This is a genomic window from Paenibacillus plantiphilus (assembly GCF_927798095.1).
In the GTDB taxonomy this organism is placed as follows: Bacteria; Bacillota; Bacilli; order Paenibacillales; family Paenibacillaceae; genus Paenibacillus_Z; species Paenibacillus_Z plantiphilus.
On record NZ_CAKMMF010000017.1, the window covers coordinates 90858 to 110029 of the forward strand.

Annotated in this window: 20 protein-coding genes and 1 riboswitch; of the genes, 19 read left to right on the forward strand and 1 reads right to left on the reverse strand. The window is 52.2% G+C overall.

Annotated features, from left to right (window positions below):
* Positions 1–25 precede the first annotated feature (25 nt).
* Together spoIIM and fur are read left to right on the forward strand one after the other, a co-directional pair.
* A complete protein-coding gene (gene spoIIM, locus L6H65_RS15790; RefSeq protein ID WP_371877706.1) occupies positions 26–673 on the forward strand; it encodes a stage II sporulation protein M in 648 nt (215 codons plus the stop codon).
* A gap of 99 nt (positions 674–772) precedes the next feature.
* Complete coding sequence (gene fur, locus L6H65_RS15795; protein ID WP_236343558.1) at positions 773–1234, forward strand: ferric iron uptake transcriptional regulator; 462 nt, start codon at positions 773–775, stop codon at positions 1232–1234.
* A gap of 63 nt (positions 1235–1297) precedes the next feature.
* Here the strand turns inward: fur and L6H65_RS15800 are convergent, their stop codons facing one another.
* Positions 1298–2683: a S8 family peptidase gene (locus L6H65_RS15800; protein ID WP_236343559.1), complete on the reverse strand. Its 1386-nt coding sequence runs from the start codon at positions 2681–2683 to the stop codon at positions 1298–1300.
* A gap of 391 nt (positions 2684–3074) precedes the next feature.
* On the opposite strand from L6H65_RS15800, the gene ald reads away from it, so the two are divergent.
* The 17 genes from ald (at position 3075) to L6H65_RS15885 (ending at position 18731) form a co-directional block, all read left to right on the forward strand.
* On the forward strand, positions 3075–4208 hold the full coding sequence (ald, locus tag L6H65_RS15805) for an alanine dehydrogenase (protein WP_236343560.1): 1134 nt from the start codon (positions 3075–3077) through the stop codon (positions 4206–4208).
* 92 nt (positions 4209–4300) lie between these two features.
* On the forward strand, positions 4301–4534 hold the full coding sequence (locus tag L6H65_RS15810; RefSeq protein WP_236343561.1) for a DUF4227 family protein: 234 nt from the start codon (positions 4301–4303) through the stop codon (positions 4532–4534).
* Positions 4535–4667: 133 nt separating this feature from the next.
* Entirely contained in the window at positions 4668–5567 is a 900-nt protein-coding gene (gene xerD / locus L6H65_RS15815) for a site-specific tyrosine recombinase XerD (protein ID WP_236343562.1), read from the forward strand.
* Positions 5568–5810: 243 nt separating this feature from the next.
* Positions 5811–6989 carry a phosphopentomutase gene (locus tag L6H65_RS15820; protein WP_236343592.1) on the forward strand — a complete coding sequence of 393 codons (1179 nt, stop codon included), beginning with the start codon at positions 5811–5813 and terminating at the stop codon, positions 6987–6989.
* Positions 6990–7052: 63 nt separating this feature from the next.
* Positions 7053–7877 carry a purine-nucleoside phosphorylase gene (locus tag L6H65_RS15825; protein ID WP_236343563.1) on the forward strand — a complete coding sequence of 275 codons (825 nt, stop codon included), beginning with the start codon at positions 7053–7055 and terminating at the stop codon, positions 7875–7877.
* 277 nt (positions 7878–8154) lie between these two features.
* Entirely contained in the window at positions 8155–8334 is a 180-nt protein-coding gene (locus L6H65_RS15830) for an aspartyl-phosphate phosphatase Spo0E family protein (protein ID WP_236343564.1), read from the forward strand.
* A 38-nt stretch (positions 8335–8372) separates the two neighbouring features.
* Entirely contained in the window at positions 8373–9704 is a 1332-nt protein-coding gene (locus L6H65_RS15835) for a pyrimidine-nucleoside phosphorylase (RefSeq protein ID WP_236343565.1), read from the forward strand.
* Positions 9705–10280: 576 nt separating this feature from the next.
* Positions 10281–11462, forward strand: coding sequence for a D-alanyl-D-alanine carboxypeptidase family protein (locus L6H65_RS15840; RefSeq protein ID WP_371877707.1), 1182 nt, complete (start codon positions 10281–10283; stop codon positions 11460–11462).
* Positions 11463–11602: 140 nt separating this feature from the next.
* The gene (spoIIAA, locus tag L6H65_RS15845; RefSeq protein ID WP_236343567.1) at positions 11603–11956 is read left to right on the forward strand and encodes an anti-sigma F factor antagonist; all 354 of its coding nucleotides are present in this window, start codon (positions 11603–11605) and stop codon (positions 11954–11956) included.
* Complete coding sequence (gene spoIIAB / locus L6H65_RS15850) at positions 11953–12399, forward strand: anti-sigma F factor (RefSeq protein ID WP_236343568.1); 447 nt, start codon at positions 11953–11955, stop codon at positions 12397–12399. The genes spoIIAA and spoIIAB overlap by 4 nt, the downstream gene beginning before the upstream one ends.
* Before the next feature lie 20 nt (positions 12400–12419).
* The gene (sigF, locus tag L6H65_RS15855) at positions 12420–13175 is read left to right on the forward strand and encodes an RNA polymerase sporulation sigma factor SigF (protein ID WP_236343569.1); all 756 of its coding nucleotides are present in this window, start codon (positions 12420–12422) and stop codon (positions 13173–13175) included.
* Between the two features lie 166 nt (positions 13176–13341).
* Positions 13342–14055, forward strand: a complete 714-nt coding sequence (locus L6H65_RS15860) for a stage V sporulation protein AA (protein WP_236343570.1) — start codon at positions 13342–13344, stop codon at positions 14053–14055.
* Entirely contained in the window at positions 14048–14491 is a 444-nt protein-coding gene (locus L6H65_RS15865; RefSeq protein ID WP_236343571.1) for a stage V sporulation protein AB, read from the forward strand. Before L6H65_RS15860 ends, L6H65_RS15865 begins: the two co-directional genes overlap by 8 nt.
* A gap of 24 nt (positions 14492–14515) precedes the next feature.
* Positions 14516–16144 carry a spore germination protein gene (locus tag L6H65_RS15870; RefSeq protein WP_236343572.1) on the forward strand — a complete coding sequence of 543 codons (1629 nt, stop codon included), beginning with the start codon at positions 14516–14518 and terminating at the stop codon, positions 16142–16144.
* 127 nt (positions 16145–16271) lie between these two features.
* Positions 16272–17603, forward strand: a complete 1332-nt coding sequence (gene lysA / locus L6H65_RS15875) for a diaminopimelate decarboxylase (protein WP_236343573.1) — start codon at positions 16272–16274, stop codon at positions 17601–17603.
* Between the two features lie 216 nt (positions 17604–17819).
* Entirely contained in the window at positions 17820–18251 is a 432-nt protein-coding gene (locus tag L6H65_RS15880) for a peptidylprolyl isomerase (protein WP_236343574.1), read from the forward strand.
* A gap of 132 nt (positions 18252–18383) precedes the next feature.
* On the forward strand, positions 18384–18731 hold the full coding sequence (locus tag L6H65_RS15885; protein ID WP_236343575.1) for a hypothetical protein: 348 nt from the start codon (positions 18384–18386) through the stop codon (positions 18729–18731).
* Positions 18732–18860: 129 nt separating this feature from the next.
* Positions 18861–19064, forward strand: a riboswitch (FMN riboswitch).
* The last annotated feature ends 108 nt before the right edge of the window (positions 19065–19172 follow it).

The following is a 19172-nucleotide window of genomic DNA, read 5'->3' on the forward strand; positions in this document are numbered from 1 at the left end:
ATGGGGAGTGAATGTCATGCGGGTCATGCGGGCATCGTCGTCGAGCAGTCTGCTGATGAAGGATCAGCTCACAATATACATATTTGTTACGGTCATCTTTGTTGTTGGAATCGTCTTCGGAGCACTGCTGGTCAATGCGCTGACCTTTGACCAGCAGCAGGATCTGGCGGTTTATGTGCAGAAGTTTGCAGAACGCGCCGGGAACGGCATGCTGCCGGAGGGCGCTTTATCCTTTTGGGACCGCGTCTTATTTCATGGCAAGTGGCTTATTCTAATCTGGGTGCTGGGACTTACAGTAATCGGCATGCCTTTGGTGTTGGCGCTTGATTTCTTGAAGGGCGTCCTTGTCGGATTTGCGGTCGGAACGCTTGTTAGCCAATACTCGTGGAAAGGGCTTCTGTTCTCGCTTGTTTCTGTTGCACCGCCCAATCTGCTCGTTGTGCCTGCGCTGCTCATTGCCAGTGTGTCAGCGGTCTCCTTCTCCCTCTATATTATTCGAAGCAGGTTCTTGAATCGGTACGGCACGTTGGGCAAACCCTTTGTTTCACATACGACAACCTTTGCCCTCATGCTTGTCATTATAGCCGGTGCTTCGTTCGTTGAGATCTTTCTATCCCCTGTCATGTTGAAATGGGTCGTGCCGCTGCTGGCAGATGTCCCTGAAGGATTGTAATGATTCTAAAATAGGGTTTGACTTTATTCGCAATGTGCCCCTATAATGAAAGCAAACGTTTTCCGGCGATGGGCGTAAGGCAGTGCGAGGGGGGAAACCATGGAATCCCGGATTGATAAGATAAAACAGCAGCTGCAGTCGCAAGGGTACAAACTGACCCCGCAACGCGAAGCGACACTACGAGTGCTTTTAGAGAATGAAGAAGATCATTTGAGCGCGGAAGATGTCTTTATGCTTGTTAAGGACAAGGCTCCCGAGATCGGGCTTGCTACCGTGTATCGAACATTAGAGCTTCTAACCGAGCTTCACGTCGTGGAGAAGATGAACTTCGGCGACGGTGTTGCCCGTTACGATCTGCGTACCGACAACAACAAACACCACCATCACCACTTGATTTGTGTTCAATGCGGTGCCATGGACGAAATATTAGAAGATTGGCTTGGCCCTTTGGAAGAGAGGCTTGAGCTGGAATTTGGTTTCACTGTTCTTGATCATCGGCTTGATTTTCAAGGCATCTGCAGTCGATGTCGCAGTAAGAACGATCAGCAGCAACCGGAATAACTCCCTTTGTGCGATAAGCTACGTTAACAACGCAGCTATCGCACGGGGAGTTTTTTTGTCCCTTCAACGGGTTCTGGGCATTCTGCTTTTGCTGCTTCTGCGGATGCGGCTTCTGCGCTGCAGAATGCGTTTATAGCGAGCAGCAGTCCCGCTATTCCCGGCTTGCAGCGCATCGGCAATTTGGAGCAAGCCGGAGCCTTGCGACTGGGCAGCGAAGCCCGTCAGGGAGCGGGCGGATGAACGAAGCCGTTCAGCGACCTGCGATGGCGTCAGATGGGGTTCCTTGGCTAGAATGAGAGCCGCGCTGCCGGCAGCATGAGGGCATGCCATGCTCGTTCCTGATAGAATCTGGTAACCGCCCCGAAGCCAGGTGGACCGGATAATGCTGCCTGGCGCTGCTACATCAATCCCGTCGCCGCGGCTGCTGAAATCTGCGATCCCGTTGGAGATCGTGGAGGCGGCAACGGCAATGGTCTCCGGATAGCTGGCCGGCTCGTCGATACCGCCTGAGCGGGGACCAGAATTGCCGGCAGAGGCGACAATAACGATGCCCTGCTTGCTGGCTCGTTTAATGGCATCGCGAAGCGCAGTGCTTGAACTGCCCTGCAAGCCCAGGCTCATATTAATGATTTGGATTTTGTTTTTGATGCACCAGTCGATCCCTGCGATAATATCGGATACGTAACCGGAGCCGTCGGCATCCAGCGCTTTCACTGCGTAGAGCTCAGCTTTGGGGGCGGTTCCGGTGATATTGCCGTTAGTGCCCAGCGCAGCTGCTGTTCCTGCGACATGGGTCCCGTGTCCGTTATCGTCCTGATAGGAGGAGCCGTCGACAGTATTGATGCCCCCGGCAATATGCAGATCAGGATGCGCCGCGATGCCGGTATCGATAATTGCGATTTTGACGCCTTCTCCGCTTGTTGACGACCAGACGTCTGGCGCTTGAATGCGGGCGATGTTCCACGTTATTTCTTTGCGAATGGTTGCTGAATTGGAGAATTTGGGCGGGAGCAGAAGCGGGCGCGAAGGTCGGCTGAGGACGGGTACAGCTTTGGCTGCAGGGAGATTCCTGGCAGCGGTTCTACCTTTAATGCCTAAGGAGGCAGAGTTTTGTATGGAGGGCTTGCACTGCTTTGAACGGACGGCTAAGGAGGCTTCGCTTGAGGGAGGGGCAATACGATGAGAGCTGATTTTGAAATCAGGCTCGACGTATTTAACATGCGGGTGATTTTTGAGCGACTGCAGCTGTTCTGTGCGACGGCCATCCAGCAGGCAAGAGATGACGCGGCTTCTGCGTATGCTTTTTACAGGACGGATGCCATTCCTCGACAGCTCCCTGATACATCGCTTGTAAATGGCCTGGTTTTTGAAGCCGATGATTTGACGAACGGTATGTCCAGATACGGTGCTGCTGGAGCAATGTATAAGCAATCGTTCTACTCTTCTCAATGAAAAATCCTCCTTAATCATTCCTGCTGCCGGCTAAGCCGTTGATTGGCATCGAAGTTCTACAGCCATTAATCCAGTGTATGGAGACATACAATGACAGGCATGGGCGTCTGTCCTCCCGGCACATAATTTATGGCATCTGGGGAAACCGTATCGTCATGGAGACAAAGGTGGAGGCATGAGGTTCAAAGCTTCAGGAGGAATATGCCAGTGCAGCCTAGAAAGTTCAATAGAGAAACAGAAGCGCTGGAATCTTCATAGAGAGATGGCAGCGCGTATAGCAGCCCCAGCAGCTCGGATTTTGAGGCGCGTTGACAATAGCAGCGAGTGGGATAGAGTCAGCAGTGCGATTGAGAAGCGGGCAGGCATGCACTTTGGAGGAGGAATAGTGATGATTATCGGTGTACCCAAAGAGATCAAGGCCAGCGAGTTTCGTGTAGCGCTCACGCCAGCAGGGGCCAGCATGCTCAAGGCGGCTGGACATGAGGTGCTGATCGAAAGCAATGCGGGCGCAGGAAGCGGCTTCGATAACGAGTGCTATGAGGCGGAAGGCGCTGTGATCATTGCTGAAGCTGCAGAGGTCTGGGCCAGGTCTGCGATGATTATGAAGGTAAAGGAGCCGCTGCCGGAGGAGTTTCAATATTTTCGCCAAGGACTGCTCTTGTTTACTTATTTGCATCTGGCTGCTGCTCATGATCTGACGAAAGCGCTGGTGCAAAAGGGTGTCGCGGGTATTGCCTATGAAACGATTCAGCTCAAGAACGGCAGCTTGCCGCTGCTTACGCCGATGAGCGAGGTTGCCGGAAGAATGGCGGTTCAGGTAGGCTCGCAATTTCTGGAGGCTTTCTATGGCGGACGAGGAATACTGCTGGGCGGCGTTCCCGGAGTGCCTCCTGCAGAGGTTATTATCATTGGAGGAGGAACCGTCGGTATCCACGCCGCAAGAATTGCGCTGGGCATGGGCGCCAGTGTGGTCATTCTGGAGAAAAGCGCGGATCGCATGCGGCATATTGATGAAACGTTCAGCGGGCGCATCCGAACGTTGATGTCCAACCCCTACAATATCGCCAATGCGGTGCGCAAGGCTGACCTGCTCATAGGTGCAGTATTGATTCCAGGCTCCCGCGCTCCACAGCTTGTGTCCGATGAGATGGTGCAGACGATGAAGAAGGGCGCTGTCATCGTTGACGTTGCAGTTGATCAAGGCGGCTCAATTGCGACGATTGATCGTGTGACGACACATAGCAATCCCATCTACGAGAAGCATGGCGTTCTCCATTATGCGGTAGCCAATATGCCTGGGGCAGTGCCTCGCACATCGACCTTTGCTTTGACGAATGTCACGATGCCCTATGCGCTTGAGCTGGCGAGCAAAGGGCTGGAGCAAGCGGTGCTGCACAATGAATCTCTGGGCAAGGGTGTCAATACATACAAGGGCCATGTCACGCATTGCGGTGTTGCGGAGGCGGTCGGAATCCCCTATATGTCGCTGGAGCAGCTAATCGGGAATAAACCCTTTGACTAGCGTGTAGACAAGTCATGAACGTTTTCCTTCTGTCATATGGTGGTGTAAGGGACAACCATTGTCCGTTCAGCATATGAAAGGGGATTAAGGCTATGGTTCTATCGGTGCGAAGATGGGCAAGGCGGCTGCTCTTTCTTGTGCTGCTGACGCTGCTCACTATCGCGATGTATGGCGGGTGCCGGTTTATTGCAGTATGGATCACCCCTGAAGATCCATATCGAATACCGCAGGGCAGTGCGCATAAGGTATTTCAGTCTCAGCTGATGCTGATGGAGGATGCTGCTTTGTCCGACAGGCTACGATTGTTCTATTGGTACGGAGAGTGAGGCAGTCATGGAATGCAGCTCATCATTCATTCGACATGAATTGCGTTGGATGGGCAGGAAATCCCATGTTCATTGTGGAATAGATTAGTGAGAAACATGACAATCGGAACGATTTCAGGGAAAGGAACGACCCATGAAAGCACAACTACAATCATTTATCCAGTTTCTGTCGTCCGAACGCAGACTCTCTCCGAACACGCTCGAATCGTATGAGCGCGATTTGAATTTTTTTATTGATTATCTAGAGCAGCAGAGCCTGTCTACGGTTGCCGATGTACAGAAGCATCATATTTCACGATATCTCCTTGAGCTTCGGCAGTTGGGAAGAGCGGTTGCGACTGTTTCCAGATACACGGTGTCGATTCGTTCGTTCTTTCAATATTTGACGAGAGAGCGGCTTATTTCGTACGATCCATCCACTGAGCTGGAGACGCCGAAGCAGGAGAAACGTCTGCCCAAGGTGCTCACGGTGGAAGAGGTGGAGCGTATTCTGAGCGTTCCTCCAATGACGACAGCGGCAGGCGTTCGAGACCATGCCATGCTGGAAGTGCTGTACGCAACAGGAATTAGAGTGACGGAGCTCATTACGCTTAATGTCGAGCATGTTGATGTAGGAATGGGATTTATTCGCTGTGTCGGCGCGAACGCCAAGGAACGGATCGTTCCGCTTGGAGGCGTAGCATGCGAAGCCTTATCCGCTTACATTCACACGATGCGCTGCAAGCTGGTGAAGAGGGATGACAGCGAGCAGGCATTATTTCTGAATCAATTAGGTACTCGAATGACGAGGCAGGGCTTCTGGAAAATTATTAAAAAACATGCTCTGGAAGCAGGCATTGTTAATGAAATTACGCCGCATACGCTCAGGCATTCCTTCGCTGCCCATCTGCTGGAGAATGGCGCGGATTTGCGATCTGTCCAGGAAATGCTCGGCCATGCTGATATTTCTACGACACAAATTTATACACAAGTGACAAAGACGCGCATCAAGGATGTTTATAACCTTGCGCATCCAAGGGCGAAGGTGAAATAATCGTATCTATAAGTTGAACGATTGAAATGAACAAAGGGGCCGCTGCGCGGGGGAATGTTCTTACGATCGCTGTTGTTCCCGGAATTCTAGAATTGAAGTGGTTCATGGTGGAATTTCGGGAACAAAGGCGAGCGCTGACGCTTCTCCAGAAACATTCCCCTGCTCCGCTTCCTTGTCCGTTTCTTAAGTTCATTTATATAGTCCGATAGGTGGAGATGGAGAATGAAGAAAAGGAGTGAAGAGATGTCGTTTGACCGGATTGCTGTTATTGTGCTGGATAGTGTTGGAATCGGCGAAATGCCGGATGCCGCTTCATTCGGAGATGCAGGGTCCCATACGATCGGCCACATTCTGAAGCGTGTGCCCACCCTTCAATTGCCGAATTTAAGACGCTGGGGCATTGACCGCATCGCCCCGCTAGGGAACTGGATGCCAGGCCAGAACAGTGCTGCAGCACACTATGGCAAAATGGCGGAGGCTTCCGTTGGCAAGGATACGATGACGGGCCACTGGGAAATTGCCGGGCTGAAGGTGTCCGTCCCCTTCCGCACCTTCCCGGACGGATTCCCGCAGGAGCTGCTGGCTGCGTTCGAGGCGCGGACAGGCCGCGGTGTTCTTGGCAACAAGCCGGCGAGCGGAACAGAAATTCTCGATGAGCTGGGCGAGGAACAGATCCGCACGGGCAAATGGATTGTCTACACGTCAGCAGACAGCGTGTTTCAGATTGCTGCGCATGAAGAGGTTATTCCGCTTGAGGAGCTTTATGAGGCGTGCCGGGTTGCCCGCGAATTGACGCTTGATGACCGCTATGCGGTTGGCCGCGTCATAGCAAGACCTTACATAGGCGCGCCTGGCGGGTTCAAGCGGACGCCAAATCGTCATGATTATGCTGTATCGCCGCCACAGCCCACGGTGCTGAATTCGCTTCAGAATGGCGGGTTCGATGTGATTGCTGTCGGCAAGATCGGGGATATTTTCAGCATGGAAGGCATTACAGAATCGCTTCCGACCAAGAGCAATGCCGATGGCATCGAGCAAACTGCGCAGGCGCTTGCCCGTCCGTTCAAAGGTCTGCTCTTTACGAATCTGGTCGATTTCGATTCTCTTTATGGCCACCGCCGCGATCCGATAGGCTACGGTGAGGCTCTGGAGGAGTTCGACAGGGCTATGCCGGAGCTGGAGCGGCTGATTGGCGAGCGGGATTTGCTGATCATTACAGCAGATCATGGCAACGATCCGATACATAGGGGGACTGACCATACGCGGGAGTATGTGCCCCTGCTGGTGTACAGCCCTTCTTTTACAGCACAGGGATCGCTTGGCGTACGCTCAACCTTTGCCGATATTGCTGCGACGATTGCGCATAATTTCGGTGTCAATCCGCCGGAGAATGGCAGTTCATTCCTGAGCGAGCTGAGGTAAGGGGAACGAGATTGTTTTGAAGAGCGAATAATGAAGCATTGATAACATGGGAGGCATTTAATAATGAACGTATTAACAGGATCGCACATTCGGGAAGCTGCCGAATACATAACTTCACGCATCAAAGTAAAGCCTGAGATTGGACTTATCATGGGTTCTGGTCTTGGCATTCTGGGTGATTATATTGAAGAAGCGGTAACGATCAACTATGAGGATATTCCGCATTTTCCACTATCAACTGTTGAGGGACATGCCGGTGAGCTGTTGATCGGTACACTGTCAGGACGGACGGTTGTGCTCATGCGCGGCCGGTTCCATATGTATGAAGGCTATGGACCTGAGCTGACAGCCTTCCCTGTTCGCGTGATGAAAGCCATCGGTGTTGCAACGCTCGTCGTCACGAATGCCGCTGGCGGAATTAATCAGGGCTATGATCCGGGAGATCTGATGCTTATAAGCGATCATATTAACCTGACTGGCCGCAATCCGCTGATTGGGCCCAATGATGATGAGCTTGGCGTGCGATTCCCCGATATGTCGGAAGCATACAGCAGCAGATTGCGCGGCCTGGCCCGCCAAACGGCAGAGGCGCAAGGGTTCACACTTCGCGAAGGCGTGTATGTCGGCATCCTTGGACCTTCCTATGAGACACCTGCGGAAATCCGCATGATGCGCACGATGGGCGCAGATGCAGTCGGCATGTCAACGGTTGCGGAAGTCATTGCGGCGCGGCATTCCGGCATTGAGGTGCTCGGTATTTCCTGTATCAGCAACATGGCATCGGGTATTTTGAACCAGCCGCTGTCCCATGCGGAAGTGATGGAAACAACGGAGCGGGTCAAAACACGCTTCCTTAGCCTTGTTAACGGCCTGATTGCCTTGCTGTAGGCTGAATGTAACGTCAAAAGATAGGAACAGAGCCGCTGCGCAGGCAAGAAGGATCTTCCGATCGCTGTTGTTCCCGGATTTCCTGATGATAAGGGTCAAGGTAGAAATCCGGGAACAAAGGCGAACGCTTACGCTTCTACAGCTTCCTTCTTCCTGCTTCGCTCCCTCCAATCAGCCTTTGTCACACAATTGTAACAATTGGCTCGACTGATTGTGACATTCTTTGTTCGATGATCGTCGTATAATGTCCGTGATAACAAATAAAGTGGTGATTATTATGGACAATCTAACGAATCGTCGACTTGAACGGCTGCGTGGTCAATTGGTGGCAGCGGCAATGCGGAAGCAGACGTTTATGCACCGCGAAGTGCTGCTGCTCAGCCAGACCCTTGACCAATTGATTGTTAAAGCGCAAACGGACAAGCGCAAATCGCTCAATGAGCCCAATGCAAACTGAATCAGCAGCTTTATACATCATAGAGGAGGCTCTTTCTGATGCGCGCAGTTGATCTTATACATAAGAAAAAGAATGGCGAGCCACTGTCCGCAGGGGAGATCGCTTTTTTGGTAGAGGGCTATTGCCGTGGCGACATACCTGACTATCAGATGTCCGCATGGGCAATGGCTGTTTTTTTTCGCGGCATGAATGCGGAGGAAACAGCTGCTCTCACTTTAACGATGGCCAAATCCGGTGATCAAGTCGATCTCTCTCCCATTCGCGGGATCAAAACCGACAAGCACAGCACAGGCGGGGTAGGCGACAAAACGACGCTCATCATAGGACCTCTCGTTGCCGCCTGCGGTGTTCCTGTGGCGAAGATGTCGGGAAGAGGGCTTGGACACACGGGTGGAACGATAGACAAGCTGGAATCGATTCAAGGCTTGAAGACGGAGCTGTCAAGGGAACGCTTCTTCGCTCAGGTCAACGATATCGGCCTGGCGGTCATCGGCCAGAGCGGGAACATTACGCCCGCTGATAAGAAGCTTTATGCGCTGCGCGATGTGACTGCTACAGTGGAATCCATTCCGCTGATCGCAAGCTCTGTCATGAGCAAGAAAATTGCTGCGGGCGCGGATGCGATCGTGCTGGATGTGAAGGTGGGCAGCGGCGCTTTTATGAAAACGGTGGATGAGGCTGAGGCGCTTGCAAAAGCGATGGTGGACATCGGTGCGCAGGTAGGCCGTCAGACAGCCGCCATTATAAGCGACATGGATCAGCCGCTCGGCTATGCGATTGGCAATGCGCTGGAGGTGCAGGAAGCGATCGATACGCTGCGCGGCCAGGGACCTGGCGATCTTACGGCGCTTTGTCTGGCCCTTAGCGCGCAAATGGTCGTGTTAAGCGGGCAGGCTGACGATATCGAAGCCGCAGAGAAGCTGCTTCGTCAACAGCTGGATTCCGGGGCGGCGCTGGATAAATTCCGCGCCTTTATCGAGGCGCAAGGCGGTGATCCCGCTGTTGTGGATAACCCGGGCCTGCTGCCGCAGGCGCCCGTCATGATCGAGGTGACGTCCCGACAGGAAGGGTATATACAACGCATCGATGCTGAGCAGCTTGGCATTGCCGCGATGCAGCTTGGAGCAGGACGCGCAACGAAGGATGCGGTTATCGATCATGCTGTCGGACTCGTTCTCCGCCGCAAGGTTGGCGATCATGTGGCGGTTGGCGAGACAATTGCGCTGCTGCATGCAAGCAGGAATGATGAGGTGAACGGGCTCATAGCGGAACATGTTCAGGATGCTTACACGATTGGCGAGGAGAGACCGCATCTGTCTCCTCTGCTGCTATCGGTCGTGACAGCGGACGGCGTCAACAGGTATAGCTAACAGACAAGAAGCGGCTGCAGTATCCGGAAACGGATGATCTGCGGCTGCTTTTTTTATAGGTCTTGCTTTTTCGCAACGCGCGCAAGCTCCTAACGCGCGTTGCGCTGAAACACCGTTGCGCATATCGCGCAACATGGTGGACTTGGTCAGAGCCCGGTTCGAGAGGACGAGTGTGCATAAGAGGATAAATCCAGCTTACAGCTCAAATTTGATCGTAATGAGTAGTTGTAAGAGGTATATTCCCGCTTAAAAGACTCGTTCCAGCAGCCAAACAGCCGAATCCAAAGCTGTAAAAAGGAAATATCCTCTTACGGAACGCTATTGGATTCGACATTAGTCTGTAAGACGGGAAAACAATGTTAAATAGCTGGTCTATTCGAAATCTGCTTCCCACTTGCTGGGTACATACGCCTTCAACCTTATTCGAAGCTCCAGCCATTAAAACTTCGATGCATTTTATAAAATCTGGAATAATTTAACGCGTATCGGTCGACACTAAGAATGAGATTTTAGCCGAACTGCGGCCGCATGCGGTCGTTGGCATCATTTAGGAGGGGATCGGTACGTATGAAGAACATGTGTAAACAATTGGCGGTTACGTCCTTGGCCGCGATATTCCTGATAATGGCTCCGTCTGCAGCATGGGCTGGGGAAGAGCAGCCGGCGCAGAAGGCGCCGAATAATCAATCGGAATTAGCGCCATCTTCCCGTTCGGCCATTCTAATGGATGCAGACAGCGGAACGATTATTTACGAGAAGAGCAGCCATGACCGTCTTCCGCCTGCGAGCATTACGAAGGTGATGACGATGCTGCTCATTATGGAGGCTCTTGACGAAGGACGCATTAAGCTGACTGATCCCGTATCGACGAGCGACTATGCGGCTTCAATGGGAGGCTCGCAAATTTTTCTGGAGCCGGGTGAGCAGATGAGCGTGGATGAGATGCTGAAGGGCATCGCATTAGCCTCAGGCAACGACGCGTCAGTGGCTATGGCGGAGAAGATAGCGGGGACAGAAGCGGAGTTTGTGAACATGATGAACAAGCGCGCTGAAGAGCTCGGGTTGAAAAACACCCATTTTGCCAACTGCAACGGCTTGCCGGCGGAGAACCACTACTCTTCCGCTCATGATATAGCTGTCATGTCCCGCGAGCTGCTCAAGCATAATGAAATAACTAAATATACGGGCATGTATCAGGACTATCTGCGCAAATCGAGCGAGAAGCCGTTCTGGCTGGTCAATACGAACAAGCTTGTCCGTTTCTATACAGGTGCAGACGGCCTCAAAACCGGATTTACGTCCGAGGCTAAATTCTGCCTCACAGCGACTGCACGTCGTGATAATTTGCGTGTTATCGCAGTTGTTATGGGTGAGCCGAATACGAAGACACGGAATGCGGAAGTGTCGCAAATGTTCGATTTCTCATTTGCGCAGTATATGAACCACTCTATCTTCAAGAAGGGCGACCCTATGGGTACGGTCAAGGTAGAGAAGGGCATTCAGCCGGAGCTTCAATTGACGGCCAAGCATAGCTACAGCGTCCTGCTCAAGAAGGGCAGCTCCGTCAAGGATATCCGTTATGAGCTGAAGCTGGAGCCGCTGAAGGCGCCTGTTACTGTGAACGCTCCGATCGGCAAGCTTGTTGTGTACCAGGGAGATCAGGTGCTGACTGAATTTGCGGTGGATGCACCCGTATCGGTGGAGAGAGCCGGCTGGTGGAAGCTGCTTAAACGAAGCTTCGGCGGTCTGTTCACTTAGCTATACATGGCATTTACCGTCGGCGGAGCTCGCGTTTTTTGTCAGCTCATAGGGCTCTGCTTCTAGTTTTGTCGTGAGGCAGGAAATGGAACTGCAATTGTAGAAATGCTTGTTCAGCACGGGGAGGAGTGAACAAGAGTATGAGTTTGCAGGTGGAATTGGAGCATTACCGCAATGTGCTCATCGTCAGGCTGCACGGCGAGCTGGATCATCATACAGCCGATATTGTGCGCTTCAAGATGGAGGATGCGATTCTGCACGGCAGCAGCGACCATGTCATTCTCAGTTTGAAGCAGCTCCAATTTATGGACAGCTCTGGTCTGGGAGTTATTCTGGGCAGATATAAGCAGCTTAAAGCCAAAGGCGGCCAAATGGTCGTCTGCGATGTCAATCAGGGCGTGTACCGATTGTTCGAGCTGTCAGGGCTGTTCAAAATATTGCCGATTCACGAGAATGAGCGATTAGCGCTCACAAGTCTGGAGGTCGTTTCATGAACGAAGCGAATGAGATGACGCTTACTTTTTCCGCGCGTTCGGAGAATGAAGCGTTCGCGCGCATTGCTGTAGCCGCATTCGTCTCCCAGCTCGATCCGACCATGGAGGAGCTGAACGATTTGAAGACCGTTATCTCCGAGGCGGTTACGAATGCCATTATTCATGGCTACGACAATGATCCGGACGGCAAGGTGACGATTGAAGCGTCGATTAAAGGTGATGTTGTGAAGCTGCTTATCAAGGATAATGGCAACGGAATTGAAGACCTGGACCTGGCGCGCCAGCCGCTGTATACGTCGAAGCCCGAGCTGGAGCGGTCGGGAATGGGCTTTACAATTATGGAAAATTTCATGGATGGCTTCGAGGTGTCAAGCGAGCCGGGAACCGGAACATCAATTGCGATGACCAAGCGCATTGAATCGAAAAAAGCGCTATTTAATTAAGCGCGTAGGGGTTGAACCTCATGGAAGTCGGTGTGAAACAAACAGCGGGACCATACTTGGACGATTCAGAAGTGAAGCGGCTGATCGCGCTTAGCCAATCTGGTGAAACAGTAGCGCGTGATACACTCGTACAATGCAATATTCGGCTCGTCTGGTCTGTCGTGCAGCGGTTTATGGGCCGTGGCTACGAGCCGGAGGATTTGTTTCAAATCGGCTGCATCGGTCTGTTGAAGTCGGTCGATAAATTTGATCTGTCGTATGACGTGAAATTCTCAACCTACGCGGTTCCGATGATAATCGGGGAGATTCAGCGGTTTTTAAGGGACGATGGAACGCTGAAGGTAAGCAGGTCGCTCAAGGAAACAGCCAATAAGGTGCGCAAGGCGAAGGATGAGCTGTCCAAGGTGCTCGGACGGCTGCCCACGATCAAGGAAGTCGCCCAGCGGCTCGAAATCAGCCCGGAGGATGTCGTATTCGCTCAAGAGGCGAACAAGCCGCCAACCTCTATACATGAGACGGTGTTTGAGAACGACGGCGATCCCATCACACTGATGGATCAGATCGCTGACGAGTCGCAGGAGAAGTGGTTCGACAAGCTGGCGCTCAACGAAGCGATCAGCGGCTTGTCCGAGCGGGAGAGGCTCATCGTATTTCTGCGGTATTATCGGGACCAGACACAGTCCGAGGTAGCGGCAAGGCTGGGCATCTCTCAGGTGCAGGTATCGAGGCTGGAGAAGAAAATATTGCAGCTGATCCGCGATCAGATTGCGCAATGAGCATGTATGGAGACCCCATTGCCGGGAACGGTGGCGGGGTCTTTTTGCTGTGCTTATGAAGAGATGGTGGAACTTTCCGCAATTGATCCGATTATCCACGGGGACCTTTAATCATACTAAATGGGAAGAGTGAAGCACCACGATCTAATGATGGGAGGTCAAGCGCTTGAGCTCTACCCATTCATCCATTCTGTATTTGCGGCTGCGCAAACGTATTGGCATTAAGCCGGGAGGCATCGTCACACTTGGTCATGCGGCGCGTATTTTCTGCGCAGATGCTGATATAGAGCTGCGGCTTCAAACCTTTATTCTGCATCGCCATAAGCCGTATGAGGGCAACCGTGTTGTCATCGATTTATTGCAAATTGTGCAAATTGTGCAGCAGGCGGAGCCAGCGCTCACCGTGGAGACGTTCGGTGATCCGCAGGTGCTGGTGCTTGTAGCCGATAAGCCGCCGAAGCCAAGAGTCCTTGTATTGATTCTAGCTTGGCTGCTGCTGTTCTTCGGCTCGGGACTTGCCATTATGAACTTTCATACAGATGTCAGTATGAAGGAGGTTCATCAGCGAATTACCGAGCTGGTGACAGGGCAGAAGAGGGAGCATCCGCTATGGTTTCAAATTCCGTATTCGCTCGGAATCGGTCTGGGCATGATTGTATTCTTCAATCATATCTTCCGCAAGAAGCTTAATGAGGAGCCCAATCCGCTTGAGGTCGAGCTGTATATGTACGAGGAGAATATGAATGCCTACGTAATCGCCGATGAGATGAGCAAGAAGAACGACTATGACAGCCAAAGCCAATCAGGCGAACGCGGCTCCAGCAACAGCAGCTCCAACAACAACAACAGCAGCTCCGGGGCAGGGATTGAAGATGGATAGCATAGCGTGGGCGGCAAAAGGATTTGTGGCGCTGCTTGGTTTCGCCGGGGGGCTGTCAGTAGGCAGCGGACTCATAGCTCTGCTCATCGTCCTTGACTTAATTCCGAGGCTGGCGCAGCTTGCGAATGCCTTCCGCAAATCGATCTGGTTCGAGACGGCGCTTATAAGCGGTGCGGTTTTCTGGTCATTGGCTGATTTCATGGAATGGCGCTTCTGGCTGCCCGGTCCCCCTATATTGTTAGGGATAGGACTGTTCAATGGGATCTTTATCGGCATGCTTGCGGCGGCTCTTACTGAAGTGATGAACCTGCTGCCGCTTCTCGCCAAGCGCCTTCGTCTTGGCCAGTACATGGTCAGTCTCGTAATGGCGATGATGCTGGGCAAAGTAACGGGATCGCTGTTCGATTGGCTCGTTTTTCAATGGATGGATAAATAGTGTGGAATAAGGGGGCAACTATAGATGAACGAACATGGTCAAGGCAATGAAGAGCATCTGGACAAGGCGGGAGAAGCGCCAATCATTGCCCATTGGAAAGAGGACGGCGACAAGGGGGAGCAGCAGCATGCCGATCCCATACGTGTGCATCAGGGAAAGTCATCGGACGGTCAAGAGAAGCAGGAAGCTGCAATAATACCTGACAGCATAGAGGCCTTCATTCAGAAGCTGGAGCAGGAGGTGGGGTATAAGAAAAGCTTTGATGTTGTCGTGCGGCAAATGACATTCGGCAACAGGCGGACAGCGTTGTTTTTCATGAATGGATTTGCCAAGGACGAGGTTCTGACAGATATTCTGACCCGGCTAACCTACCTCGATCCCAGCGATCTGTCGTCCCATGCCTTTGAGTCGTTCTTCCATCAGTTTGTGCCGGGCATCCAGGTCGAGCGGCAGGGCGATTGGCATAAAATGATGACTAATGTGCTCTCGGGAGGCAGTGCGCTCTACATAGATGGTGAGAGGGAGCTGCTACTGATCGATGCCAAGAGCTTCCCGGCTCGCGGACCGGAAGAGCCCTCTCTGGAGCGTGTCGTCCGCGGGAGCCGTGACGGATTCGTGGAAACGATGCTCGTCAATGTGACGCTCGTGCGCAGAAGGCTTCGCGACAAGCAGCTGCGGTATGAGGTGATGCAGGTGGGCGAGCGGACGCAGACGGATGTATGTATTGCCTATATCGACGATATTGTTGACAAGAGCCTGCTCGAATCGATTCGGGATAAAATAAAAGCAGTCAAGCTCGATGGACTGCCGCTTGCTGACAAGCAGCTTGAAGAGGCGACAGTGAAGCGGGGATGGAATCCGTTTCCGCTTGTTCGTTACTCTGAACGGCCAGATGTGGTGGCGGTTCATCTCATGGAAGGGCATGTGGCTATCTTCGTGGATACGACGCCGAGTGTTATGATTTTGCCGACGACCTACTTTGATCTGGTTCAGCATGCAGAGGAGAATCGCCAGACGCCGTTTATCGGAACCTATCTGCGCTGGGTTCGATTTATGGGCATATTCGCCTCGCTGTTCCTGCTCCCCATGTGGTTTCTGTTTACGCTTGAGCCCGGGCTCAGGCCCGCTGTGTTTGATTTCATAGGCGCTCAAAAGGCAGGCAGCTTGCCGCTGGTAGCCCAGTTTCTCATTGCGGAGCTAGGGGTCGATTTGCTCAGGATGGCATCTGTACATACACCCACTCCGCTAGCTACGGCCATGTCGCTCATTGCGGCGATACTCATTGGAGATATAGCGGTGAAAACAGGGCTGTTCGTCAATGAGGTCATCCTGTATATGGCCGTAGCGGCCATCGGCATGTTTGCAACGCCAAGCTATGAGCTTGGCCTGGCCAATCGGATCGTCCGGCTGGTGCTCATCATCGCAGTGGCCTCGTTCAAGGTGCCAGGCTTTGTGATCGCCACAACGATTTTGTTTATTATGCTCGTATTTGGACGCTCATTTAATCATCCGTATATGTGGCCGTTCATACCGTTCGATATGAAAGGGATGTGGAGCGTCATCGTCAGGCCGCCTATTCTGCAGAATCGGACACGTCCGAACTATCTCAAGCCGCAGCAGCGAGACAAGATGCCGGAGAGCGGCAAAAAGTAATGGATTCGTAAAAAATACAAAGGAATTGCGAAATTATCCATTTCGGCAACGGGATGAATGCGTTATACTATTGGTAGTTGATACAAGTTCATCAATGGTAATTTATGGAGACAGCGGAGGGGAACCTATGTATTTTCACGGCACTAGCAAAATTAATGCACAAGGTCATTTGGAAATCGGCGGCTGCGACGTCGCAGAATTAGCGGAACAGTTCGGTACGCCGCTTTATATTGTTGATGAAGCGCTTGTACGCCAGCGCGCTCGCGAATATGTGGAGTCATTCCGCGCATCGGGCTTGAAGTTTCAAGTCGCATATGCAAGCAAGGCGTTCAGTGTTATGGCGATGTGCGCTATAGCAGAGCAAGAGGATCTTTCGCTTGACGTCGTGTCAGACGGCGAGCTGTACACCGCGATGAAGGCTGGCTTCCCGGCGCATCGCATTCATTTTCACGGCAACAATAAGACCCCGGACGAGATCAATATGGCGCTTGATGCGAACATTGGCTGCTTCGTCGTAGACAACTTCAACGAGCTGCAGCTGTTGAATGCGCTTGCCGGTCAGAAGAGCAAGCGGGTCAAAGTTTTGCTGCGGATTACGCCTGGCGTTGAAGCGCATACGCATGAATATATTTCGACAGGCCAAACCGATTCCAAGTTCGGCTTCGACCTTGGCAACGGCTCCGCTTATTCAGCGGTTAAGGAGGCTGGCTCTCTTCCTCATCTGGAGCTGCTGGGCGTGCATTCCCATATCGGCTCGCAAATTTTCGAAGTGGAAGGCTTCCAGATGGCAGTAGACAAAGTGGCTGGATTCGCGGTTAAAGTACGTGATGAGCTTAACATCATGTTCAGCGTTATCAACCTTGGCGGCGGCTTCGGCATCCGCTACACAGAAGGCGATACGCCGCTGCCAGTATCCCAATATGTGAAGGCTATTACGGATTCCATCAAAACCAACTTTTCCAATGCCGGCTATACACTGCCTGAGATTTGGGTTGAGCCGGGCCGGAGCATGGTGGGCGATGCAGGTACAACGCTGTATACAGTTGGGACAAGCAAGGATATTCCCGGCGTACGCAAATATGTGGCCGTTGACGGCGGTATGACAGACAACCCGCGTCCGGCGCTGTATGAGTCCAAGTATGAAGCTATTCTGGCAAACCGTGCGAATGAAGCGCTTGAAGAGACCGTATCTATTGCCGGCAAATGCTGTGAGAGCGGCGACATGCTGATCTGGGATTTGGAGCTGCCTAAAGTGAACAGCGGCGATCTGCTGGCTGTGTTCTGCACAGGCGCTTACAACTATGCGATGGCAAGCAATTACAACCGGATTCGCCGTCCGGCAGTCGTGTTTGTCAAAGACGGCCAAGCTGACATAGCGGTCAAGCGCGAATCATTGGACGATATTATCGGCAATGATGTTATTCCTGCAAGGATGAAGCAGGCAAGCGCATCGAAGTAAGCGATCGGGGATTGGATCAGGCCAGTCTTCGGCCTGGCCTGCGCATTTAAATCCCATCGATAACAGGCAAAAGCTTGCCTCTCTGAGACGTGGACGCTTGCGTCAGCGGCTCGGAGAGTGTAAGCTTTATTTTGTATGGAGCAAAGGGTAAATATGGAGCAAACGAGCCCATAAACACAAGATACGCATCCCATTATTGTAGGAGGGTAACAAACAATGGCAAAACAAGCGAAAATTACGATGGCAAATGGCGGAGAAATCGTTCTTGATCTGTTCGATCAGGACGCGCCGAACACGGTAGCAAACTTCGAGAAGCTGGCTAACTCCGGTTTTTACAATGGCTTGACGTTTCACCGCGTCATTCCGGGCTTCGTCGCACAGGGCGGCTGTCCGAACGGAATCGGCAACGGGGGTCCCGGCTACGAAATCGATTGCGAGATCAATCCAAACAAGCATGAGCGCGGATCGCTCGCTATGGCGCATGCTGGCCGCAATACGGGCGGAAGCCAGTTCTACATCGGCTACCAGCCGCAGCCGCATTTGGACGGAGGGCACACGGTATTCGGCAAAGTAACGAAGGGCATGGAGCATGTCGATGCGTTCCAAGGCCGCGACAAAATGGAAAAGGTCGAGGTTGTAGACGTTTAATAACAAGCTCTAACCGCGCTATTCCTCTATAGCCTCTGCAGCAGACAACAGCTGCAGGGGTTATTTGCTGTGCATCGTTGTTTCATAATGGAGCGGTTCGCGTTATAGAGGTATATCAGGAAAGGAGTGGGCATGATGACGCCTCAAACTTACTATGTATCGATATCCTCAGGCACGATTGAATCCCAGTCTTCACGCACGGCTCAGCTTGCTGTCCAAGCAACGAAGGAGGAGCTAGAGATTCTCCGGCGAAAGCTGGAGCATGAGGAGAAGATAACGGAATCCACCTCGCTTCGCGCAGCGATTCCGTACAAGTCTGCTGAACGCGATCCTGCTCAGGAGGCGTACAGCGATGACCTGCTTGATCTGTATGCTTACATTTACAGGCTGGGCACGCCAAGGACGAGAGAGCATATCGAAGCGATGAATATTCTGCCCAAGCTGACGAATCAGAACAGCCATTATCCGGGCTATAACTAGTGGAATGAACCGTGAACAGAGCAGCCTCTACCCGTAGAGCTGCTCTTATTCGTTCGTCCCGAAATTTATTCCGAGAAAATAGGTTGCATTTTTCAAGACGAAGTGGTAACATTTCCTCAAAGTATTTGCAGTTTCCTTCGGGGTCGGGTGCAATTCCCAACCGGCGGTGATCAGAGCAGCGCATAACACTCGTCCAATGACTAGCGTAAAGCTGTTTTGTCAGTCCGTGACCCGATTCGCAGCTTCTGTTCGACTAACGAAGAAGCATTGCGAAGCGGTGGACCTGGTGAAATTCCGGGACCGACAGTATAGTCTGGATGGGAGAAGGAGACGTTGGCGAATTCCATTTTTTCTAATCACTCACTTTGTATCTTTTTTCACAAAGCATGAGGGCTTGTTTAAATGTGTCTTCCAAGCGTCTGTATTCATATCCATCACCCC